This is a genomic window from Actinoplanes sp. NPDC051411 (genome assembly GCF_040682075.1).
Classification (GTDB): Bacteria; Actinomycetota; Actinomycetes; order Mycobacteriales; family Micromonosporaceae; genus Actinoplanes.
On the sequence record NZ_JBFBAD010000074.1, the window covers coordinates 1 to 22,282 of the forward strand.

General features: G+C 71.8%; 20 protein-coding genes and 1 pseudogene. 13 read left to right on the plus strand and 8 right to left on the minus strand.

Annotation, left to right across the window (positions count from 1 at the left end; all coding sequences use genetic code 11):
* Window positions 1–994, plus strand: a pseudogene (locus tag AB0M88_RS33460) (hypothetical protein); the annotation flags it as partial.
* A gap of 4 nt (window positions 995–998) precedes the next feature.
* Here AB0M88_RS33460 and AB0M88_RS33465 read toward each other — a convergent pair.
* Entirely contained in the window at window positions 999–1,919 is a 921-nt protein-coding gene (locus AB0M88_RS33465) for an AraC family transcriptional regulator (RefSeq protein ID WP_364109545.1), read from the minus strand.
* Window positions 1,920–1,977: 58 nt separating this feature from the next.
* Between AB0M88_RS33465 and AB0M88_RS33470 the strand changes: the two genes are divergently transcribed.
* A complete protein-coding gene (locus tag AB0M88_RS33470) occupies window positions 1,978–2,523 on the plus strand; it encodes an SDR family NAD(P)-dependent oxidoreductase (RefSeq protein WP_364109547.1) in 546 nt (181 codons plus the stop codon).
* On the opposite strand, the gene AB0M88_RS33475 is transcribed toward AB0M88_RS33470, so the two are convergent.
* Window positions 2,504–3,847, minus strand: coding sequence for a pyridoxal-dependent decarboxylase (locus tag AB0M88_RS33475; protein ID WP_364109549.1), 1,344 nt, complete (start codon window positions 3,845–3,847; stop codon window positions 2,504–2,506). The genes AB0M88_RS33470 and AB0M88_RS33475 overlap by 20 nt on opposite strands.
* Window positions 3,848–3,979: 132 nt before the next feature.
* On the opposite strand from AB0M88_RS33475, the gene AB0M88_RS33480 reads away from it, so the two are divergent.
* The 3 genes from AB0M88_RS33480 (at window position 3,980) to AB0M88_RS33490 (ending at window position 7,680) form a co-directional block, all read left to right on the plus strand.
* Window positions 3,980–5,671 (plus strand): FAD-dependent oxidoreductase, encoded by a 1,692-nt coding sequence (locus AB0M88_RS33480; protein WP_364109551.1) that lies wholly within the window; start codon window positions 3,980–3,982, stop codon window positions 5,669–5,671.
* A gap of 119 nt (window positions 5,672–5,790) precedes the next feature.
* Entirely contained in the window at window positions 5,791–6,939 is a 1,149-nt protein-coding gene (locus AB0M88_RS33485; protein ID WP_364109553.1) for a helix-turn-helix domain-containing protein, read from the plus strand.
* Window positions 6,940–7,119: 180 nt separating this feature from the next.
* A complete protein-coding gene (locus tag AB0M88_RS33490; RefSeq protein ID WP_364109555.1) occupies window positions 7,120–7,680 on the plus strand; it encodes a sigma-70 family RNA polymerase sigma factor in 561 nt (186 codons plus the stop codon).
* 92 nt (window positions 7,681–7,772) lie between these two features.
* Here AB0M88_RS33490 and AB0M88_RS33495 read toward each other — a convergent pair whose 3' ends face one another.
* The gene (locus AB0M88_RS33495; protein ID WP_364109557.1) at window positions 7,773–8,390 is read right to left on the minus strand and encodes a helix-turn-helix domain-containing protein; all 618 of its coding nucleotides are present in this window, start codon (window positions 8,388–8,390) and stop codon (window positions 7,773–7,775) included.
* Between the two features lie 88 nt (window positions 8,391–8,478).
* On the opposite strand from AB0M88_RS33495, the gene AB0M88_RS33500 reads away from it, so the two are divergent.
* Window positions 8,479–9,495 carry an aldo/keto reductase gene (locus tag AB0M88_RS33500; RefSeq protein WP_364109558.1) on the plus strand — a complete coding sequence of 339 codons (1,017 nt, stop codon included), beginning with the start codon at window positions 8,479–8,481 and terminating at the stop codon, window positions 9,493–9,495.
* A 90-nt stretch (window positions 9,496–9,585) separates the two neighbouring features.
* Here AB0M88_RS33500 and AB0M88_RS33505 read toward each other — a convergent pair whose 3' ends face one another.
* Window positions 9,586–10,404 carry an MBL fold metallo-hydrolase gene (locus tag AB0M88_RS33505; protein WP_364109560.1) on the minus strand — a complete coding sequence of 273 codons (819 nt, stop codon included), beginning with the start codon at window positions 10,402–10,404 and terminating at the stop codon, window positions 9,586–9,588.
* A 239-nt stretch (window positions 10,405–10,643) separates the two neighbouring features.
* Between AB0M88_RS33505 and AB0M88_RS33510 the strand changes: the two genes are divergently transcribed.
* Window positions 10,644–11,714, plus strand: a complete 1,071-nt coding sequence (locus AB0M88_RS33510; protein WP_364109562.1) for an amidohydrolase family protein — start codon at window positions 10,644–10,646, stop codon at window positions 11,712–11,714.
* Window positions 11,714–12,460, plus strand: a complete 747-nt coding sequence (locus AB0M88_RS33515) for a GntR family transcriptional regulator (RefSeq protein ID WP_364109564.1) — start codon at window positions 11,714–11,716, stop codon at window positions 12,458–12,460. The genes AB0M88_RS33510 and AB0M88_RS33515 overlap by 1 nt, the downstream gene beginning before the upstream one ends.
* Here the strand turns inward: AB0M88_RS33515 and AB0M88_RS33520 are convergent.
* From AB0M88_RS33520 to AB0M88_RS33535, 4 genes are read right to left on the minus strand one after another with little or no spacing between them, the layout of a single operon-like run.
* Complete coding sequence (locus AB0M88_RS33520) at window positions 12,455–13,630, minus strand: Xaa-Pro peptidase family protein (RefSeq protein ID WP_364109566.1); 1,176 nt, start codon at window positions 13,628–13,630, stop codon at window positions 12,455–12,457. The two genes, AB0M88_RS33515 and AB0M88_RS33520, sit on opposite strands and share 6 nt — an antisense overlap.
* A complete protein-coding gene (locus AB0M88_RS33525; RefSeq protein ID WP_364109569.1) occupies window positions 13,630–14,601 on the minus strand; it encodes a C-terminal binding protein in 972 nt (323 codons plus the stop codon). Before AB0M88_RS33525 ends, AB0M88_RS33520 begins: the two co-directional genes overlap by 1 nt.
* On the minus strand, window positions 14,598–15,443 hold the full coding sequence (locus AB0M88_RS33530) for a fumarylacetoacetate hydrolase family protein (protein ID WP_364109571.1): 846 nt from the start codon (window positions 15,441–15,443) through the stop codon (window positions 14,598–14,600). The genes AB0M88_RS33525 and AB0M88_RS33530 overlap by 4 nt, the downstream gene beginning before the upstream one ends.
* A 7-nt stretch (window positions 15,444–15,450) precedes the next feature.
* On the minus strand, window positions 15,451–16,446 hold the full coding sequence (locus AB0M88_RS33535; RefSeq protein WP_364109572.1) for an LLM class flavin-dependent oxidoreductase: 996 nt from the start codon (window positions 16,444–16,446) through the stop codon (window positions 15,451–15,453).
* Between the two features lie 188 nt (window positions 16,447–16,634).
* On the opposite strand from AB0M88_RS33535, the gene AB0M88_RS33540 reads away from it, so the two are divergent.
* Genes AB0M88_RS33540 through AB0M88_RS33560 form a run of 5 tightly spaced genes read left to right on the plus strand, consistent with a single transcriptional unit; the run spans window position 16,635 to window position 22,281 of the window.
* Window positions 16,635–17,714, plus strand: coding sequence for a tripartite tricarboxylate transporter substrate-binding protein (locus AB0M88_RS33540; RefSeq protein WP_364109574.1), 1,080 nt, complete (start codon window positions 16,635–16,637; stop codon window positions 17,712–17,714).
* Window positions 17,715–17,768: 54 nt separating this feature from the next.
* Entirely contained in the window at window positions 17,769–18,284 is a 516-nt protein-coding gene (locus tag AB0M88_RS33545) for a tripartite tricarboxylate transporter TctB family protein (RefSeq protein ID WP_364109576.1), read from the plus strand.
* A 14-nt stretch (window positions 18,285–18,298) separates the two neighbouring features.
* A complete protein-coding gene (locus AB0M88_RS33550; protein ID WP_364109578.1) occupies window positions 18,299–19,855 on the plus strand; it encodes a tripartite tricarboxylate transporter permease in 1,557 nt (518 codons plus the stop codon).
* Window positions 19,856–19,873: 18 nt separating this feature from the next.
* Window positions 19,874–21,349: an FAD-dependent tricarballylate dehydrogenase TcuA gene (gene tcuA, locus AB0M88_RS33555; protein WP_364109580.1), complete on the plus strand. Its 1,476-nt coding sequence runs from the start codon at window positions 19,874–19,876 to the stop codon at window positions 21,347–21,349.
* A complete protein-coding gene (locus tag AB0M88_RS33560) occupies window positions 21,349–22,281 on the plus strand; it encodes a TerC/Alx family metal homeostasis membrane protein (RefSeq protein ID WP_364109582.1) in 933 nt (310 codons plus the stop codon). The genes tcuA and AB0M88_RS33560 overlap by 1 nt, the downstream gene beginning before the upstream one ends.
* Window position 22,282 lies beyond the last annotated feature (1 nt).

The window sequence follows — 22,282 nt, forward strand, 5'->3', positions numbered from 1 at the left end:
GCGGGGCGGCCCGGGCGGTTGGGGGGGGCGGCGCGGGCCCCCCGGCTTCGCCACCGCCGCCCCGGGGCTCGACAAGGCGTCGCCCGAAGGCGGTGCGCCGTCGGCGACCGCCTCCCCGGTGCCGCGCCGGCGCGTCCTGCTGGCGACCGTCGCCGCCGCGATCGTCGTCGCGGTGCCGGTTGTCGTCGCGCTGGCCCACCGGATGTCGCCCGGTGCGGCCGCGCCGGCCGCACCGCTGGCCTCGGCCGACGCGAACCGGCAACCGCCGGGCCTGCCCGCGGCCTCCGGTCCGGCCCCGAGCGGCGTTCCCTCGGCGTCGATGTCGATGCCGGCCGGTCAACGCGAGAGCCGGCCGCCGTCGGGGCCCGCCTCCGTCGCGACGCGACCGCCCACCGCGGGCGAGGCGGCCGTCGTGGTCAAGCCGGTCAAGCCGACCCTCGCGGCGTTCTTCAACAACGTGGCGGTCACCGACGACGCGCGCCCCACCGCCGGCAACTTCGACGGCGGCGGGGCGACCTATTCGGCGCAGGCACTGGCCGCTGGCGGCGCCCGCCCCGGAGCCTCGCTGACCGTCAAGGGGGTCACGCTGACCTGGCCCTCGGCGGCCGGGTCGGGCCACGCCGACAACGCCATCGCGGCCGGTCAGACGATCGGGGTGCCCGGTTCCGGGCGCACGCTGGCGTTCCTCGCGGCGGCCGACTACGGCGACGTCTCGGCCGGCGGCCAGATCACCTACACCGACGGCACGGTCCAGGCGTACACGTTGTCCACCCCCGACTGGAACGAGGTCGGCGACCCGTCGACGGTGGCGGTGGCGCAATATCAGAACCGCGCGGACGGCCTACCCTACGAATCCCCGGCCGGCGTCTTCGGCGTGACGGTCCCGCTGGCCGCCGGCAAGAGCGTCGCTTCCGTACGCCTTCCGTTCGCCGGCCCCGTGCCGGCGCGCGAGGGGGCGACGACGCTGCATCTCTTCGCCGCCCGGATCGGCTGACGAGTCAGGCCCGGGACGCGGGCGCGCGCTGCCAGGCGCGCGGCGAACGACCGGTGATTCGTTTGAACGCGTTGCTCAGGGCGCTCTCCGAGCCGTAGCCGACGGCCCGGGCGATGGCGGCGAGGGTCTGGTCGCCGCGGCGCAGGCGGTCGGCGGCGAGTTCGATGCGCCAGCCGGTGAGGTAGTCGAGCGGGCTCTGGCCGACGGCCTGTTTGAAGCGCGCGGCGAGCGTGGAGCGGGACACGGCGGCTTCGGCGGCGAGGTCGGCGACGGTCCAGGCCTGGGCGGGCCGGGAGTGCAGGGCGCGCAGGGCCGGGGCGACGACCGGGTCACCGAGGCCGGCGAGCCAGCCGGTGGCCGCGCCGTCGCGGGACAGGTGGGCGCGGAGCACCTGGATCAGCATGACCAGGGCCAGATGCTCGGTGACCAGGGTGGAGGCGAGCGGGCGCTCGCGCAGTTCGGTGTCGATCCGGCCCAGCGTCCAGTCGATGGTGGCGGCCTCGGGAGTGCCGGCGGGGACGTGGACGACCGGGGGAAGGCCGTTCAGCAGCAGCTCGTGGGCGCGGTCGCCGAGGCCGAACCGGCCGCCGATCATGTAGAGGTCGTCGCCTTCGCCGGCGTGGGCCACACCGTCGACCGCCCGGGCGAAGACCGGCCCGGCCGGGACCGGCGGCACGTCCGGGCCGCTGGCGAGCACGAACGACTCGGCGCGGGTGAGCAGGAAGCAGTCGCCCTCGTCGAGCCACCGCTCGGTGCCGCCGATGCGGAGGAGGCAGCGACCCCGGCGCAGGGCGTTGAACTTCACCGGCGGGGGCGCGTCGAAGGCCAGCGCCCACTCGCCGCCGGCGATCATGCTGGTGGACATGCGGCTCGTGGTGCCGACGAGCGTGAGGACGTCTTCCAGCGGATCGGTCTGGACGCTCACGCAACTATTCTGGACTCTGAATGATTGTCCGTGCAAATTCGCCGGTTAGCTTTGACTCATGACACTGATCACCACGCCGTACGGGCCCAAGACGACGGCATCCGAGATCCTGGCCGGCGTCGATCTGAGCGGCCGGCGTTACCTGGTGACCGGCGGCGCCTCCGGCATCGGACTCGCGACCACCGAGGCGCTGCGCGCGGCCGGCGCCGAGGTCGTCGTGGCGACCCGCAACCCGTCCGGCGGCGACCGTCGACTCGACCTGGCCGACCTCGGCTCGGTGGCGACGTTCGTGGCCGGCTGGTCGGGGCCGCTGGACGGCGTCGTCGCGAACGCCGGGATCATGGCGCTGCCCGGGCTTCAGCGCTCGCCGCAGGGCTGGGAGCTTCAGCTCGCGACCAACTTCCTCGGGCACTTCGCGCTGATCGCCCTTGCCGGAGGGCGTGACCGGCCGCTACTTCCGCGACAACCAGGAAGCCCCGGTCATCCCCGGTGGAGCCGACCCGCACGTGGCCGGGGTGGCGGACTGGGCCGTCGATCCGCGGGCCGCGGATCGCCTGTGGGACCTCGCCACCGCGCGGGTCTCGTCACGCTGAGCGGTCACTGACGTCCCGAACGGCCTGGCGCAGCGTCGCCAGGGCCGCGGCCGGGTCGGCGCCGGCGTGGGTGGTGAAGCGCAGCGCGACCCGTCCGTTCAGCCGGACTTGTGCCCAGTGGGCGCGCGCCCCGGCCGCGACACCGCGGGTCCGCGCGTCGGTGCCGAACGCGACGCAGACGCTGGTCGAGACGACGTCGTTGACGGCCTCGGCGCCCGGAACCGTGGACAGGGCGGCGGCCAGACTCTGGGCGTGTTCGACCCGCCGCTCGACGAGTTCGGCCACGCCGAGGCGGCCGAGCGCGCGCAGGGCCGCCCAGACCGGGACACCCCGGGCCCGCCGCGAGAATTCCGGCACCATCTCGGCCGGATCCGGATCCGCGGCGACCGGCAGCGGCTCCACGAGATAGCCCCGGGCGCCGCCCATGGCCGCCCGCAACGCTTCCGGCCGGGCGACGGCGGCGACATGACATTCGTACGGCACGCCCAGCATCTCGTCGGCGCCGAAGGTCCAGGAGTCGGCACGTTCGCTTCCCTCGACCACGTGACGCAGGGCCGGCGACGCGGCCGACCACAGGCCGGCGGCGCCGTCGACGTGCACCCAGGCGCCGTACGACCGGGCCCAGATGATCGCCTCCGGGAACGGGTCGAACGCCCCCGTCGCGGGGTGCCCGGCCCGCAGGCACACGATCGCCGGCCGGCCCGCCAGGCGGTCGAGCGCGGTCGCCAGCGCGCTCGCGCGCATCCGGCCCTGGCCGTCGGTGCCGACCGGGATGGCACGGCCGAGACCCAGATAGCGCAGCGCCCCGGCCAGGCCGGACGGGGCCTCCGCGGCCAGTACGGCGATCCGCGGTGCCCCGGCCAGGCCGTCATTGTCGAGGTCCCAGCCCTCGTCGGCGAGCAGCGCACTGCGCGCGGCGGCGAGCGCGGTGAACGTCGCCATGGTGGCGTCGGTGACGAATCCGACGTCGGACCGGGCCGGCAGGCCGAGCAGGTCGCGCAGCCAGCGCGCCGCCGCCGCTTCGATGGCGGCGGTGGCCGGGCTTTCCTCGTGGGTCGCCGTGTTCTGGTTCCAGGCGCTGGTCAGCCAGTCGGCGCCGAGGGCCGCCGCCCCGCCGGAGCGCCGGGGCGGCGCACCGCGCAGCCCCGGTTCGCGCAGCCCCGGTTCGGCGAGCCGGGCGAGCTGTTCGACGACCTCCGCCGGGTCGCCGGGATCGTACGGCAGCTCACCCTTCTCGATCGCCGTCATGTCGGCCTCGCACCCGGCGCCCGTCCTGCTCGCCCAGCGGAGGGCATGGGCCACCGCCCGGCTGATGATTCGCTCGTCGTCCCGCACGGTCGATCGTCCCCTCCCCGTTGGCCGGGAACACTAGGAGGAGACCACTGACCGATTACTGAGCGTCCACTGAGCGCCGGGCCGATTCGGGTAGGACGTGAACCTGCGGCCTCGCGCTGCGTCCAAACGGACGTGGAGACACCAAAGGGTTACGACGACGCGCGCTGGCAGGTCTGTCTGGGGCTCGCCCGCGATCTGCTGCTCATCGACGAGGACGGCACCGACCTGCGGGAGCGCTACCGGCGCGTCCTGATCGACGGGACCCTGCCGCAGGCCACCACCCCACGGCGGATTCTCATCGCCGGGGCCGGGATAGCCGGGCTCGCCGCGGGCTACCTGCTGAAGCGGGCGGGTCACGACGTACGCCTGATCGAGGCCGACACCCGCCGCGTCGGCGGCCGCATCAAGACCTTCCGCCACGACCCGGACCGCGGGATGAGCGCGCCGTTCCTCGACCGGTCGCAGTATGCCGAGGCCGGCGCCATGCGCATCCCCGACGGCCACCTGCTCACGCTCGGCCTCGTGGACAAGTTCGGCCTTCGCCGCCGGCCGTTCCACAACGTCGACATCGACCCGGCGACCGGCGCTCCGGCCGGCCGGACCTGGGTCGACGTCAACGCCGTACGGATGCGCCGGGCCGACTACAACGCCGATCCGAGCGTGGTCAACCGCAGCTTCAGCCTCGGTGAGCCGCTGGTGCGCACGGCGAGCGAGAGCCTCGACGCCGCGCTGGCCCCGGTCCACGACTACTACTCGCAGGTCACCCCGGAAGGCCGGGTCGACAAGGCGCTCGACGAGCGGATCGCCGGCTGGGCCCGGCTCATCTACGACTTCGACTCGCTGTCGATGAGCCGGTTCCTGACCGAGGTGGCCGGGTTCGGCGTCGGGGCGGTGGACGCCATCGGCACGCTGGAGAACATCCAGTCCCGCATGCCGCTGGCCTTCATCCACAGCTACATCGCCCGCTCGATGATCAACCCGGGGGCCCGGTTCTGGGAGCTCGACGGCGGCAGCTGGCAGTTGCCGTACGCGTTCGAGCCCTTCCTGCGCGAGAACATCCGGTTCGACCGCCGGGTGATCGCGATCCGGCAGTCCGCCGACTCGGTCTCGATCGACGCGGAATCCGAGGACGGCGGGACCCGGGAGACGTTCACCGGGGACCTCGCGATCGTCACGGTGCCGTTCTCGGCCCTGCGCCACGTCGAGATCGAGCCGCTGCTGTCCTACCCGAAGCGGCGGGCCGTGATCGAGCTGCACTACGACGCGGCGACCAAGGTGCTGCTCGAGTTCTCGCGCCGGTGGTGGGAGTTCAGCGAGCAGGACTGGAAGCGCGAGCTGGAGGAGCAGGAGCCGGGCTCGTACGACCGGTACGGGGCGGGGGAGGGCGACCTGATCGTGGGCGGCGGGTCGACGACCGACAACCCGAACCGGTTCGCCTACTACCCGTCGCATCCGGTGCCCGGCAGCCCGGGCGGGGTCGTGCTGGCCAGCTACACGTGGGCCGACGACGCGCGCCGGTGGGACTCGATGGACGACGACGACCGGTACGCGTACGCGCTGCGAGGCCTGCAGGACCTGCACGGTGAGCGGATCGCGGCGTTCTGGACCGGCCGCGGCGCCACGCAGAGCTGGGCCCGCGACGACTTCGCGTTCGGTGAGGCCGCGACCTTCGCCCCCGGCCAGTTCACCGAGCACCATCCCGTGATCCCGCGGGCCGAGGGCCGGCTGCACTTCGCCGGCGAGCACACCTCGCTGAAGCACTCCTGGATCGAGGGCGCCCTGGAGTCGGCGGCGCGGGTCGCCCTGGAGGTGTCCGCGCGATAGGGATGATTTCGGCGGCCGCGGTGAGGCGCCCGCTATTGTGATTCTGCTCGCTTTGATGAATTTCGCGGTCCCGAGTGCGTATTGCTACGCATGTCGTCGACCGGGCAATGGGGGTCCGCGTGAGCTCGATCGTGCGTCCCGATTGGGAATTCATCGAAATGGTCTGCCACGAGCTGTATGCCGACGTGGAGGAGCTCTCGACGCGGATCACCGCGCAGATCCGGGCCGAGCTGGCCGGCAACTACGCGATGATCGAGGAATCGGACACGCTCGACCACGTCCGGCAGGAAGTCGGTGCCCTGCTCGCCGGGCTGATCGAGCGTCGGCCGCCGAGTCCCGCCGAGGCCGACCACGGCCGGATCGCCGGCCTGCGCCGCGCGGAGCAGGGCATCCACGTCGACACCCTCGTCGGTGCCTATCACATCGGCTACCGCATGACGTGGGAGGAGTTGCGCCAGCGGATGATGGCGCACGGCCGGCGACGGGAAAATCAGCTTCTTCCGCTGATGAGCCTGTTCTGGACCTGGCTGCGCACGGTGACCAGTGCCGCGGCGGACGGCTATTCCCGGGCGATGGCGCTGCGCGAGGAGTCGGGCACCGCCCTCGCGCGCACCCTGATCTCCGGATTGTCCGGCGGCGTGCCGAACAGCAGCGCCGTCGTGCAGGCCGCCCGGGGGCTCGGCTTCGACCCCGACGGCTCATTCCAGGTGATCTGCAGTTCCGCCCTGGACTGGCCCGACGAGCGGATGGCCCGCTTGCGGCAGGGCATCGACCGCCGGTCGCTGCAGGCGATCGCCCTGGTGCACGGTTCGCTCCTCGTGGTGGTCGTTCAGGACTGCCGGCCCGAGCACCTGCTGCCGTTGCTGGCCGAGCGCCCGGTCGCCGGGGTCGGGCTGCGCCGGCCGGGGCTGACCGGCGCCGCCGAGAGTCTGACCGACAGTGAGCAGGCCCGGACGCTGGCCGAGATCCGCTCCGGGGTCGTCTTCTTCGAGCACGACTGGGCGATGGTGACGCTGGTGGCGCAGTTGCCGCGTCTGCGCCCGCTGGTCACGCCGGGCACCGATGTCTCGGGAACGCACCTGACCGAGGCGGTGGCCGCGTTCCTCGACAGCCGCTTCTCGATCGCGGGCGCGGGCGAGGCTCTGCACCTGCATCCGAACACGGTCCGCTACCGGTTGGCCCGCTGGCAGAAGGTGACCGGCTGGGACGTGTACACGCTCGACGGCATGCTGCGCTCGGCGCTGACCATGGTGGCCGACAAGCGGTAGCCCCGAGGGCGTCTTGGTGGATTCCACCGGAAGATGGGTCGCGATTCCTCGTTTTCTGAGAAGCGACCGGTCCGCCGGTGCAGGGAGTATTCGTACCGGAATCGCACAGGTTTCATGGCCGGGGGCGGCCTTTCCTGACGTCCGGGGGACGAAAAATTGTTCATCGACGGTGCCGGCGTCATGCCGGCCAATCGCAAACCACCACCCGAATCGGGACACGGAGCGGAACGAATCGGCGCGCTGATCGAAACCTATCGTCCGATGCTCCTGCGCTTCCTGGGGAGGAACGGGCAGAGCCCGGAAGGCGCCGAAGACATCTTCCAGGAAACGATGTTCCGGGTCTGGCGCAACCTCGACAACATGCCCGGCGACCGGGACGGCACGCGGCGATGGCTGTTCGCGGTCGCCCGCCGACTGATGATCGACGGGGAGCGCCGGCGCCAGGCGCGCCCGCTGGAGGTCTGCCTGCTGGAGCCGTCGCGGATCGCGGGCGGGGAGCAGCCCGGCGACTGGGTCATCGCCCGGGAGAGCCTGCGCACGGCGTTCAGCGGGCTCGGCGAACGGCACCGCGAGGTCCTGATCGAGGTGTACTGCGACGGCAAGCCGATGGCCGTTGTCGCGCGCGAGCTCGGCATTCCCCTCGGCACGGTCAAGTCGCGGGCCCACCACGGCATGCGGGCGTTGCGGCGGGCCGTCCTGGCCGACGACGGGCGGCGCCCGTCGGCTCGCGCCGGCCGGTGAACCGCGCCTATCGGTGAACTGCGCCTGTCGGTGCTCGGGGCCTACCGGTGCCCGGGGCCTGTCGGTGATCGGGGCCTACCGGTGCCCGGGGTCTATCGGTGCTCGGGTCGGCCGGAGGCCGCCGAGCCGGGCGACGCGGGGTCGTGACGGTCGAGGCCGGCGGACGCGATCGCGTCGAGGGCGGCCGCCAGGTGCGGGGCGAAGCGGGCGGCGTCGGTGGCCGGCAGGGCCGAGTTGTGCAGGACGTTGCGCACCAGCTGGACCCCGGCGCAGATCGCGATCAGCAGCGCGGCCCGGGCCGCCCGGTCGTCGCCCGGCAGCTCCGAGGCCAGCTGTTTCTGATAGTTGCGTTCCATGTTGTCCCGCATGATCTCGGCCGCCCGCGCGTTGCCCAGTGAGCGCAGCGTCAGCATCATGCCGTCGCGTTCCGGCGGCTCGGCGGTGAGCAGTTCGAGCGCGACCGCGTCGTTGTTGCCCGGGGTCATCAGCAGCGTCTTCGCGAAGACCTCCTCGACCACCTGGACGAACAGGTTTTCCTTCGACCCGAAGTAGCGCGTGATCAGCCGCGCGTCGACGCCGGCCTCACGCGCGATGTCGCGGGTGCCGGCGCCGTCGTAACCGTGCCGGCAGAAGAGGTCGGCCGCGGCGTCGAGGATCGCCCGGCGGGTGGCCGAGGAGTCCCGCCGGGCGGGGGTTGAGGCGCTGCTCACGTTTTCAGGGTACGGCCTACCCTTGTCATGTCCCCGCCTGAGGACAAAGCTTGTCCCCGAGTGAGGACATACTACGAGAGGCGGGACCATGTCTCGACACCTGGGACCGGAGAAGCTCGAGGTCGGCCCGATCGGTTTCGGCGCGATGAGCTTTGCCAACCCGTACGGCCAGAGCGGCTATGACGCCGCGCTGGCGGCGCGGCAGATCGTCGACCGTGCTCTGGAGCTCGGCGTCACGCTTTTCGACACCGCCGAGGGTTACGGCGACAGCGAGGTACTGCTCGGCCAGGCCGTCGCCGGGCGGCGCGACCAGGTCGTGCTGGCCACCAAGTTCGGCATCGTCGAGTCCCCGTTCGCCGGCGGCCCCGCGCGGATGGACGGCACCCGCGCCTACATCCGCACCGCCGTCGAGAGGTCGCTGCGGCGACTCGGCACCGACCACATCGACCTGTACTACCAGCACCGCGTCGACCCGGACACGCCGATCGAGGAGACCGTCGGGGCGATGGCCGAGCTGGTCGCCGAGGGCAAGGTGCGGTACCTCGGGCTGTCCGAGGCGGCGCCGGACACCCTGCGGCGGGCGGCCGCGGTGCACCCGATCACCGCGCTGCAGACCGAGTGGTCGCTCTGGACGCGGCACATCGAGGCCGAGATCCTGCCCGTGGCCCGCGAGCTCGGGATCAGTGTCGTGCCCTACAGCCCGCTCGGCCGGGGCGCGCTGACCGGCACCATCACGTCGCGGGCCGACCTGGCCGAGAACGACCACCGGCTCGGGATGCCGTGGTACTCCGAGGAGAACATCGACCGGAACCTGCGTACGGTCGAGACCGTCCGCCGCGTCGCGGCCGGACACCGGGCCACCCCGGGCCAGGTCGCACTGGCCTGGCTGCTGGCCCAGGGGCCCGACGTGGTCCCGATCCCGGGCACCCGGCGGTTGAACTACTTCGAGGAGAACTCGGCGGCGGCCGGCCTGACGCTGACCGCGGGCGAACTCGCCGAACTCGACGCCATCACGGTCGACGGCGACCGCGAGGGTCAGGACGCCGTCGGCTCCCGGAACTGGTTCGACGGGGTGACGCCGCCGCTGGACGCGACCGCACGCTGATCGCCAGGTCCCCGGCTCACGCGAGCGCGGCCTCGTTCCGACCAGACTCGGAACGACCAGTGACGTCCTTGCGGGGATCGGCAGGAGACATCAGACCAGAAGACGCGGAGGGCCGCAGATGACGGTGCTGGGCACCGGGTTCCAGGCGATCGTCCCGTTCGCCGCCTGGGTGACCCGCCCGAACGGCTGGTCGCCGAAGTGGAAGGCGAACCCGACCGTGCCCGGCACCAGCATCTCCTCGATCAGGCGGCGCCGCGCGGCCGGGACGCGGTCGCCCTGCCAGTCCGGGCCCGAACCCCACTCGACGTGGCTGAGCTGCAGCGGGTGATGGAAGGCGTCGCCGAAGGCCAGGAGGCGTACGGCCCCCGACGTGACCAGGTACGACGTGTGGCCCGGGCTGTGGCCGGGGGTGACGATCGCCCGTACGCCGGGGACCACCTCGTCGCCGTCCTCGACCAGGGTGGCGTTGTCGAGGGCCGCCGGCGGTGGTGCCGAATTCCACTCCAGCGCGCCGACCACGTGACGTTCGAACGCCCCGGCCCAGCCGACGTGGTCGGCGTGCAGGTGGGTCAGCGCGACGACGTCGATCGTCGACGGGTCGTGGCCGAGCACGGCCAGTGTGTCGAGCAGCGAACCGCAGTTGACTGCGCCCTCGGGCCGCCGGCCCTGGACCGGCCCGAACCCGGCGTCGATCAGCACCCGCCGCTCGCCGATCTCGACGAGCAGCCCGCCGGCCGACATCGGCACCATTCCCTCGTCGTCCAGGAGCCCCGGCACCCACGCCTCGGGTGGCACCGCCGGGAAGAAGCCGGCCGGCGGGAACGCCATGGCTCCGTCGACGACGTAGGTGAAGCGGACCGCCCCCAGGGTGAGAGAGCGGACCGAGGACTGGTTCTGCAGGGTCGTCACTGCAGCAAACACGGTGCCGAGGGCCCGGAGTTCAGCCCGGCGGGCATGATCGACAGGTGCGCGGCGAATCGAGCGGCGTGAAAGCGGTCCGGAAAGGTCGGGAGCGAACCGGGCCGCTCGCGCGTGTATCCGGCATGAGAACTGACACCGCCGCCGGAGAGTTTCCAGCTGCATCCCGGTTGGATACAATGTCGGGAGGTTAGACGCTAGAAACCCGACCGGGAAGGGGAACAGGTGCGATGACGAGGGACGACGAGCACCCACCCGGCACGCCGACAGTTGGATACAACAAGGCGATCGACGTGCACGCGCACCTGTTCCCGCAGAGTGCCGTCCGCGCCGAGGCGGCCGGGGAGGCGTGGTTCGGCTCGACCTTCGAGGCGGTGCCGCCCGGTGCCCCGCCGGTCGTGCTGACCGGGGACACGCGGTCGGCGATGGGTGCCCCCGAGCACCGCGAGCCGCCCGAGCACCGGATCGCCCACATGGACCGGATCGGCGTCGACGTGCAGGTCGTGTCGGTGCTGCCCCCGCTGTTCCGCTACGACCTGCCGGCCGAGGTCGGCGCGGCCGCCGCGGTGGCGATCAACGACGAGATCACGGGGATGCGGGAGCGGTGGCCGGAGCGGTTCCTCGGCCTGGCCACCCTGCCGTTGCAGGCGCCGGGCGCCGCGGTCGACGAGATCGACCGGGCGATGGCCGCGGGCCTGTCCGGCATCGCCGTGGGCACCCACGTCGGCGGGCGGGACCTCGACGACCCGGCGCTGCGGCCGGTGTGGCGGCGGGCCGGGGAACTGGGCTGCTTCGTGCTGATCCACCCGGCGCACCCGCGCGGTGGGCCCGCCCTGCGCCGCGACTACCTGTCCAACGTCGTCGGCAACCCGCTGGAGACGACGCTCGCCTTCGCCGCGCTGGTGCTCGGGGGAGTGCTCGACGAGGTGCCCGGGCTCAACGTCTGCTTCGTGCACGGGGGCGGCTACATCACCACCATGGCCGGGCGGCTCGACCACGCGTACGCCGTACGGGCCGATGTGGCCGGCAGTCGCCGGCCGCCGGGGGAATATCTGCGCCAGGTCTGGTTCGACAGCCTGACCCACGATCCGGCCGGGCTGGCCGCGCTGACCGCCCGGGTGGGCGCCGACCGGGTGCTGCTGGGAAGCGACTACCCGGCCGACATGGGCGCGGCCGACCCGGTGGCCGCGGTGACCGCCGCCGGGCTGTCCGGGGCCGAGCGCGACGCAGTGATCGGCGTCAACGCCGCCCGGCTGCTGGGAACCCCCGCCCGGCGGCCCGTGTCGGCTAGGATGCCGTGATGGCGGCGCGTGGCACGGGCAGCCCCGGAAGCGGCCAGTCGAAGGGCACTCGCCCCAGGCCCACCGGGGAGCTGGGTCGTTATCTCGTCGCCACTCCCGATCGCGGTTCCACCGCCGATGCCGCCACCGACGCGCTGCGCGAGGCCATCCTCGACGGCCTGATCCCGGCCTCGACCTGGCTGCGCGAGGAGGAGATCGCGGCCGAGCTGCAGTTGTCCCGCACGCCGGTGCGCGAGGCGATCCGCCGGCTCACCTCCGAGGGCCTCGCCGTCCGCATGCCCAACCACGGCACCCAGGTCGCGCCGATGGCGATGGAGGACATCCTCGCCGTCTACACGGTCCGCGAGAGCCTGGAGGGGCTGGCCGCCCGGCTGGCCGCCCAGCGCGCCTCCGAGCAGCTCCGCACCGGCCTGCGAGACATTCACGAGAAGTTCAAGCGGGCGGCCGCGTCGGGTGACGCGGGCGTCCTGTCCGATCTCAACCTGGAGTTCCACCGCGCCATCCGGGTGGCCACCGACAACCGCTATCTGGAGCGGTTCCTGACCCAGGTCGAGCACGCCGTGCGCCGCTTCGGCAACAGCACGTTCCGCGACTCGCGCCGGGTCGACGCCACGATCTACGAGCACGAGTCGATCCTCAACGCGATCGTCAACGGCATGGCCGAAGATGCCGAGGTGCACGCCCGCAGCCACATGCGGCGGGCGCGCGAGGCCCGGCTCGAGGCGTTCCTCCGGGCCAACTCATAGCAGCAGCTCCTCGGCGTAGGGATAGGTCGTCAGCCGTTCGACACCGTCGGCGGTGACCGCCACGACGTCCTCCAGGCGCACCCCGCCGCCGCCGGGCACCCCCGGCACGATGATCGTCGGCACCACGGCCAGCACGGTTCCCGGCTCGAAGGCCAGCTCCGGGGTGGGGCGGCCGGGCGGCGCGATGAACGGCGGCTCGGCGTAGCCGACCCCGATGCCGTGCGCCACGATCATCTTCTGGAGATAGCCCCGGTAGGGCCCGGCGTCCAGCAGTTCGCCGGCGACCCGCTGCAGCTCGGCCGCGGTCCGGCCCGGTGCCAGCTCGGCGATCATCGCCTCGTGCAGACCGGAGACCGCGGTGTAGATGCGGCGCTGCTCCTCGTTCGGCTCGCCGCACACGACCGTACGGGTGGCCTCGCTGAACACGCCGTTGAAGCAGGCGCCGATGTCCATGAAGACGAGGTCGCCCTCGGCGACCTCGGTCTCGCCGGCGAACCGCTGCATCGGCGCGGTGTTCTGGCCGGTGCAGACGATCAGGTTGCACTGCGGCACCTCGGCGCCGTGCCGGTAGAACACCCGCATGACCTCGGCCAGGATCTCGCACTCGCGGATGCCGGGCCGGACCGCCTCGCACGCCACCCGGAACGCCTCGTCGACCACCGCCGAGGCGGCGCGCAGCAGGACGATCTCCTCTTCGAACTTGACCGAGCGCACGTGGTGCAGCACCGCGTTGGCGTCGACCACCGGCGCCCCGATCAGATCGGACAGGTTGGCCAGGCTGTTCGGCGTGCCGATGTCGGTGCCGACCCGCCCGCCGCGCCAGCCCAGCTCGCGCAGTGCCGAGCCGATCGGGGCGAGGGCCTGGGCGCCGCCGCCCTCGAGCATCACCCCGGTCGGGAACTCGCGGACGTTCTCCGGCTCGAGCCAGGTCATCGTCGACCGCCGGTGCGGGGTGTCGTCCTGGTGCACGAAACAGATCACGTCGTCGGACCGGGTCGTCACCACGACGGCCTGGCGCACCAGGAAGTTGGGCGCGTAGAGGGGGCGGAGGTCGGCGGCGTACCGGCCGTTGGCGTACTCGAAGACCACGACGGCCTCGAGGTCGTTGTCGGCCATCGCGTTCCGCAGGCGGTCCAGTCGTTTGGCGCGCAGCCCGGTCATGTCGACCATCAGATCTCCCTCGGGGTGACGGACGGGTCGGCCAGATAGGCCGGTGTCTCGCCGGCCAGCGCGGCCAGCACGGCGTCGACCACGCCCTGCCGCAGTGCCGGGCCGGAGCGGCTGCCCTTGGCCCCGGTGTGCGCGGTCAACCGGATCCGGCTCTCGGCCCTCAGCGGGCTGCCGTCCGGCAGCGGTTCCTCGCGGGTCACGTCGAGCGCGGCCCGGGCCACCGTCCCGCCGGCGATCGCGGCCCGCAGCGCGTCCTCGTCGATGAGCTCACCGCGGGCGGTGTTGACCACGACGGTGCCGGGCCGCAGCCGGGCGAAGGCCGCCGCGTCGAGCACGACCGGCCCTCCGGGCGCGTGCAACGAAATCAGGTCGGAAGAGGCCAGGAGCTCATCCAGGCTGACCGCGGTGACGCCGGCCTCCGGGGAGGCCGGCATCGGGTCGTACGCCAGGACGGTCCCGAAAACGCTGCGGCTCTTGCGGGCCAGCGCGCGGCCGATCCGTCCGAACCCGATGATGCCGAGGGTCAGGTCGGCGAACCGCCGGCTCTGCCCGCCGACCTTGGCCGCCTCGGCGGAGTCACCGGCCCGGGCCGCGTCGTGGATGTCGAAGAGCCGCCGCTCCGAGGCGAGCAGGAGCGCCAGCGCGTGGTCGGACACCTCCTCGACGCTGGCCGACGGCACATAGGCGACCGGAATCCCGAGCTCGGTCGCGGCGGCGACGTCGACGTTGTCCACGCCCACGCCGCGGCGCACCACCAGTCGCAGCCGGGGCAACCGTGCGAGGACCGGCCGGTTCACCGGCTCGGACGCGCCGACGATCAGGATGTCCGCGTCCGCACCCTCGGTCACCAGGTCGTCCTCGGTCCACAGTGGTGCCGACCGCAACGTTGCCCCGGCCCGCACGATCGCCTGCTCGGCCTCGCCGATCGCGCCCAGCCGCTCGCTCATGACGACGGTCATCCGCTCGCTCACGACTGCCCCCGCACGGTCACGTCGAGCCGCAGGACCGGCAGCCCGGTGACGGCCAGCTCGACCACGTCGCCGCGATGCAGGCCGGCCACCCCGGCCGGCGTGCCGGTGAGGATGAGGTCGCCCGGTTCGAGGGGGACGATCGACGAGGCCAGCGCGACCAGCCCGGGCACGTCCACGATCAGATCCTCGAGCTTGCCGTGCTGACGCTGCTCGCCGTTCAGCGACAGCGTCAGCTCGAGCGAGGTCGCCAGGGCCGGATCGGTCAGCGGCAGCACCGCCGGGCCGGTCGGGGCGAACGTGCGGAACGACTTGCGCATCGAGCGTTCCTCGCGTTTGCCCTCCTCCAGCCGCATCGTCACGTCGAGCGCGCCGGTGAAGCCGGCCACGTGGGCGAGCGCGTCGGCCGGGTCGATGTCGAGGCCGGGGCGCCCGATCACGATCGCGATCTCGCCCTCGTACTGGAACTCGCGGTCCGGCCGGTCGGGCAGCTCGATCGGGTCGGCGGCGCCGGAGACGCTGCCGCCGGCCTTGACGAACAGGCCCAGCTCCTTGGTCGTGCTGCCCGGGTTGGGGCTGCGGGCGCCGAGTTCGCCGCTGTGCGCCCGGTAGTTGACCGGTGCGCCGAAGACGTTGCGGGGCCGGCCGACCACCGGCAGGATCCGGCCCGGTTCGATCCGGTCACCGGGTTCGGTGCGATCAAGTACGGCGGAGATCAGGCAGGCGTCGGCATCATGCGGGCCGTCGGGGTGCAGCACCCCGCAGATCTCGTACGCGGTTCCGTCGTCCAGCCAGGCACCGACGCGGGCCTCCCCGTCGGTCTCGTGGCGAAAGTAGGTGGGCACGGGACTCCTAACGCAGATTCGGGATGATGTCCTCGGCGAACCGGGTCAGTGACCGGCGCGCCCCGTCGAGGTCGTCGAGCGGCACGAACGCCACCGTGATGTGTTCGAGGCCCTGAGCGGCGTACGCACGGATCTGGTCGGTGACCTCGGCCGCCGAGCCGGCCAGCGCGATCGCCTTGGCCTTGAAGTCGTCGAGCGTGTAGCCGGCCCAGTCGCTGCGGCGCCGCAGGATGGACAGCGCCTCGTCGACCCGGGCCGGGGAGTCGTCGACGACGGCGTAGAACAGGGCTCCGCCGGTGACGTGGCGTCCGTCGGTCACCCCGGCGCGGATCTCGGAGAGCGCGGCGCCGAAGGTGGCCGGGGTCAGCCCGTCGCCCTGGGGTGAGGCCGGGGTCCAGCCGTCGGCGATGCCGGCCACCAGGCGGCGGACCGCCGGGGAGGCGCCACCCATCCAGATCGGCGGGCGCGCCTGCACCGGCTTGGGCCAGAATGGCACGTCGCGCAGCACGTAGTGCTCGCCCTCGTAGTTGGCCACCGTGTCCGATTCCCACAGCGCCCGGATCACCTCGATGCCCTCGCGCAGGGCCTCGATGCGGGCGGAGAGCTTGGGGAAGGGAAAGCCGTACGACTCGTATTCGATCCGCTGGTGGCCCGCGCCCAGCTGGAGCAGCAGGCGGCCCTCGCTGATCTGGTCGACGGTCGCCGCCCACTTGGCCAGGAACACCGGGTGCCGTAGTCCGACCGGACTGACCTGCGGTCCGATCTTGACGCGCGAGGTGGCCTGGGCGATCGCGGCCAGGGAGGTCCAGGCGTCCAGGAAGTACGGCTCGGCGGGTGGCGCGTTGGTGTAGCCGGTCAGTCGCGAGCCCGGCAGCAGCAGATGGTCGATGACGTAGACGCCGTCGAATCCGACGTCCTCGGCGTGGGTCGCGAGACCCAGCAGGTCGGGGAAGCGGGTCTGCGGGCGCTGCCCGTGGATGCTCAGCTTGAAGGCGAATTCCACTGCGTTCTCCGTTCGTCGAGCCGCGTCGGCAGATTGTATCCAACCTGCGTCCAATCGCCAGCATGAAGCGTTGAGAAGCTTGTCACGCTGGTAACCCGGCTGTAGCATCCGTGCATCCCGCTTGGATACAACTTCTGGCGGACGCGGCTGACCGGCATCGGCCTCCGCGTCGACGGAGAGGTACGGCCATGATTTCTCGTAGAACCGCAGTGGTCGCCGCAGTCGCGACCATGAGCCTGATGACCGGATGCAGCGTGGGTAGCCGTCAGGCTGAATCCTCCGACCCGAGCGCCGCCGCGGACTGGAAGCCGGTCTTCAAGGACGGCAAACTCCAGCCGCTGCCCGACGGCTTCCCCAACAAACCGATCACGATCCTCAACGGTGACGAGGCCGGTTCCTCCGACGGCATCTACGCCCGCACCATGCAGAAGGCACTGGCGAACATCTCGCCGGTGAACGTCGAAGTTCTCGACAAGCCGGCCGGCAGCGGCGGCAACTGGGCCAGCCTGAAGTACATGCAGTCGCGCCCCGACGCCAAGGACGGCTACATGGTGCAGGTGATGGCCTACACCGGGGCCGGCCTGGACTTCATCGCCGACACGGTGGCGACCGGCTACGGCTACAAGACCGACGACATGAACCCCGTGATCGCCACCGAGCGGGTCCCGTTCGTGGTGGTCACCCGCGGCAACGCGCCGTGGAACACCTACCAGGACCTGGTCGACGCGGCCAAGGCCAACCCCGGCAAGCTCAAGTACATCGCGGTCAGCACCGGCAGCCAACTCGACATCGGCATGATGAGCCTGATGGCGAAGGGCGGCTGGACCGCGCAGAAGATCCCGCTCAAGGACAACGTGCAGGTCGCCACCACGATCGCGGCCGGTCAGGGCGACTTCTCGATGGAGCTGCCGGACGTCATCGCCGGCCAGTTCCAGGCCGGCAAGATCAAGGTGCCGCTGGTCGTCGGCGAGCAGAAGCCGGCCGTGTTCCCCCAGGCCCAGACGACCAAGGAACTCGGCCTCGACGAGCCCTGGGGCTCACTGCGCGGGCTGATGGCCACCCCGGAGACCAGTGATCTGCACCGGCAATGGCTGTTCGAGCTCTTCAAGGCGGCCCAGTCGAGCCCGGCCTACGCGCAGCGGCTGCAGACCGTGCCCGGCGCCACCGGCGTGGTCTACGACCACGACGAGGTCATGAAGAACGTGCACGACGCGCAGGACATCGCCACCCCGATTCTCAAGCAGCTCAACCTCTACAAGGGCAATTGATCACCGCGGGCCGGGCGCGTACCGCGAGCCCGGCCCGCACCGGACGGGAGTGCGATGGACAAGCGGGTCGATCTCACGGTCGCCACTGGCTTCCTGGCCTTCGGCATCTGGCTTCTGGTGGCGTCCTTCCGGATTCCGCAGGGCTCGGTGCCGGACAGCATCGGCTCGGGCGGGGTGGCCCGGGTCCTGGCGGTCGTCATCATCCTGGCCGCCGGCTATCTGGTCGCCCGCCGGGTCGTCGGCTGGCGGCGCACCCCCGGGGCCACCGTGCCGGCCGAGGGCAGCACCGACAACCCCGACCACCCGGCGTCGACCCGGCGCGGGCTCGGCATCTTCGGCCTGCTGGTGGCGTACGCGTTCGGCGTCCGCTACCTGGGCTACCCGATCGCCACGCCGATCTTCGTCGGCGTCGCCCTGTACGTCATGGGCGTCGCGTCGTGGCTGCGGCTGGTCGCCCTCTCGGTGCTCTACACAGTCGCGTCGTACGTCCTGTTCGTCGGCTTCTTCGGCGTGCTGCTGCCGCTCGGCGTCCTGTCCACCTGGGACTACTACCTCTGGTTCCACTTCTAGAAGATCGAGGGGTCATGACGTTCTTCCTGCACAGCCTCGCGCAGGGCACCGCCTACCTGACCGACCCGATCTTCCTTCTGATCATCGTGGCCGGGACGCTCTGGGGCGTGATCGGCGGCGTCCACCCGGGCGGCAGCGCCACGCTGTCGGTCGGTGTGGCCCTGCCGTTCACCTTCGTCATGAACGGCCCGCAGGCGGTCGCCTTCCTGCTCTCGGTGCTGGTCGGCATCAACTTCGCCAACAGCCTGCCGTCGGTGCTGATCGGCGTGCCCGGCACCCCGTCGGCCGTGCTCACCGCCCAGGACGGGTTCCAACTGCACCAGCGCGGCGAGACCGGCACCGCGCTCGGCATCGTCTACCTGGCGTCGATCTTCGGCCAGTTCGTCAGCATCATCTTCTTCGTCGCGTTCGTGGTGCCGCTGTCCAACCTGGCCTACCTCTTCCTGTCGCCCGAACTGTTCGCGATGGCCCTGCTCGGCATGACCGCGGTGGTCGGGCTGGCCGGCCGCAGCATCGTCAAGGCCGTCATCTCGGCCGCGGTCGGACTCGCCGTCGCGCTGGTCGGACTCGACCCGCTGGAGAACGTGCCCCGCTTCACGCTCGGGCTGACCGACCTGCAGGACGGCGTCAACCCGATCGCGGTGGTGATCGGCCTGCTCGCGGTCAGCGAGGTGATCCGGCAGTGCCGCCAGGTCTATCCCTGGTCGGTCGGCAAGATCCGGCTCCGGTCGATCAAGTTCCCGAACCGGGCGGTGCTGCGCCGGATCCTCCGGCCCGCGCTTCTCGGTACGACGCTGGGCGTCATCATCGGCATCGCGCCCGGTGCCAGCGCCGAGGCCGCGTCGTACATGGCCTATCAGCAGGCCAAGGCGATGTCGAAGACGCCGGAGGAGTTCGGCAAGGGCTCGATCGAGGGCATCGCCGCCAACGAGTCGGCCCAACAGGCGTCCCAGGCCGGCGACCTGATCCCGACCCTGGCCGTCGGCATCCCGGGCGGCTCGACCATGGTGCTGATCCTGGCCGCGCTGACCCTGCACGGCCTGGTCCCCGGACCACTGCTGATCAAGCAGAGCCCGGAACTGCTGTTCGGCGCGGTCGGCGGCCTGCTCGGCGCGGCGGTCTTTCTGGCACTCATCGGCTGGATGATGGCCAAGGTCGCGGCCCGGCTGGCCGGGGTCGACCGGTCGGTGATCCTGGTGCTGGCGCTCGCGCTGACCCTGATCGGCGTCTACTCGGTCGACCAGTCCATGTTCGACGTCGGCGTCTGCCTGGTGTTCGGCTTCGTCGGCTACTTCATGCTGCGGTACGGCTATGCGGTCGCGGCGGCCGCGCTCGGCGTCATCCTCGGCGACGACATCGAGAGCACGCTGCGCCAGGGCATTCTGATCGCCGACGGCAGCTTCCTGACCTTCGTGTCCCGGCCGGTGACCGCGGTGGTCCTCGCGCTCGCGGCACTGCTCCTGGCGTACGGAATCCGCAGCGAATGGCGCAGCCGGCGCCGGCCCCCGGCCTCGCCGGACGAGGGCCTTCTGGATGTCGAGGCGGAAACCGCCGAGCCGCAATCCCACTAACTGCCTGGGGAGGCTGTTGTGCAATACGACGTGGTGGTCGTCGGCGGAGGAAACGCCGCCCTGTGTGCGGCATTGTCCGCGAGGGAGTCCGGGGCCTCGGTCCTGGTTCTCGAACGAGCGCCCTACGCCGAGCGCGGCGGGAACTCGACCTTCACCGCCGGTGCGATGCGGGTGGCGTACGCGGGGCGCGAGGACGTCCTGCGCCTCGCCCCCGACCTGCCGGCCGACCTGGTCGAGCGCACCGACTTCGGCAGCTATCCGGAGGAGCGGTTCCTCGACGACCTGTCCCGGGTGACCGAGTACCGCACCGATCCCGATCTCGCCGACATCCTGGTGCGGCGCAGCTATTCGACGCTGTCGTGGATGCGGGAGAAGGGCGTGCGGTTCGAGCCGATCTACGGCCGGCAGGCCTACCAGATCGACGGCTCGTTCACCTTCTGGGGCGGGCTCACGCTCGAGGTGTCGGGCGGTGGGCCCGGCCTGGTCGACTTCCTCACCAAGGCCGCGACGGCCGAGGGCATCGAGATCCGCTACGGCACACCCGCGGTCGGCCTGCTCACCGAGGATGGCCGGGTGGTCGGCGTACGCGCCCGGGGTGACGGCCGGGTCGAGGAGATCCGGGCCGGCGCGGTCGTGCTCGGCAGCGGCGGCTTCGAGGCCAACGCCGAGTGGCGGGCCCGCAGCCTGGGCCCCGGCTGGGACCTGGCCAAGGTGCGCGGCAGCCGGTTCAACACCGGCGACGGCATCCGGATGGCGCTGGAGATCGGGGCCATGCCGTGGGGACACTGGTCGGGCGCGCACGCGGTCGGCTGGGACCTCAACGCCCCGGCCTTCGGCGACCTGGCCGTGGGCGACGGATTCCAGAAGCACAGCTACCCGCTGGGTATCATGGTCAACGCGCTCGGCGAGCGGTTCGTCGACGAGGGCGAGGATTTCCGCAACTACACCTACGCCAAGTACGGCAGCCGCATCCTGGCCCAGCCCGGCCAGTTCGCCTGGCAGGTCTTCGACGCCAAGGTCAGCCACCTGCTCCGCGACGAGTACCGGATCCGTCAGGTCACCAAGGTCAAGGCCGACACGCTGGAGGAGCTCGTGTCCAGAATGGACGGTGTCGACCCCGCGGCCTTCCTCCGGACGGTCGAGGAGTTCAACGCCGCCGTCGACGTCGCGAAACCGTTCAACCCCAACGTCAAGGACGGGCGGCGGGCCGCGGTCAAACCGCCGAAGTCCAACTGGGCCAACCGGCTCGACGAACCGCCCTACGAGGCGTACGCGGTGACCTGCGGCGTGACGTTCACCTTCGGCGGCCTGCGGATTACCGAGGACGCTCAGGTGATCGACTCCGAGGGCGACCCGATGCCCGGCCTGTACGCCTGCGGCGAACTGGTCGGCGGCATCTTCTACTTCAACTACCCCGGCGGCAGCGGGCTGACCAGCGGCTCGGTGTTCGGCCGGATCGCCGGCGCGGGGGCGGCCGCGTCCGCCTCCGTCTGATGCCCTGGGAAGGATGGAGCGCCACGGTCGCCGGCCTGGCAGTGGTCGGGTCGGTCGACCTCGGCGTCATCGCGCGGCGCCGGGACGCGGTCACCGTACGCGGCGCGGCCCGCTGGATCCTCCTCTACGCCGGGCTCGCGGTCGCGTTCGCGCTGATGCTGCTGTGGGTGCGCGGACGGCAGCAGGCGGGCGAGTTCGTCGCCGGCTACCTCACCGAGTACAGCCTCAGCGTCGACAACCTGTTCGTCTTCCTGCTGATCATGTCGAGGTTCCAGGTGCCGCCTCGCCTGCAGGACAAGGGGCTCTACATCGGCATCGTGCTGTCGCTGCTGCTGCGTACGGTCTGCATCGTCGCCGGCGCCGTCGCGCTGAGCCAGTTCAGCTGGGTCTTCTACGGGCTGGCCGCGTTCCTCGTCTACACCGGGGTGCGGCTGGTCGCGGGCCCCGGCGACGACCCGGTGGCGTTCCAGGAATACCGGGTCATCCGGCTCGCCCGCCGGGTGCTGCCGATGACCGACGCGTACGCCGGTGACCGCATCGTCGTGCGCCGCGACGGACGCCGGGTCTTCACCCCGATGCTGGTGGTCATCCTCGCGATCGGCGTGGCCAACGTGGTCTTCGCCCTCGACTCGATCCCGGCCATCTTCGGGCTCACCACCGACCCCTACATCGTCTTCGCCGCCAACGCGTTCGCCCTGATGGGGTTGCGCCAGCTGTACTTCCTGGTCGCCGGGCTGCTCCGCCGGCTGCGCTATCTCGACGTGGGCCTCTGCGTCATCCTGTGCTTCATCGGCGTGAAGCTGCTCCTGGAGGCGCTGCGGTCGTCCGGCGTCGCGGTGCCGACGGTCGGGATCGCCCTCTCGCTCGGCGTCATCCTGGCGACGCTGGCCGCCACCGTGCTCGCCAGCTGGTGGGCCTCCCGCCGGGACTAAG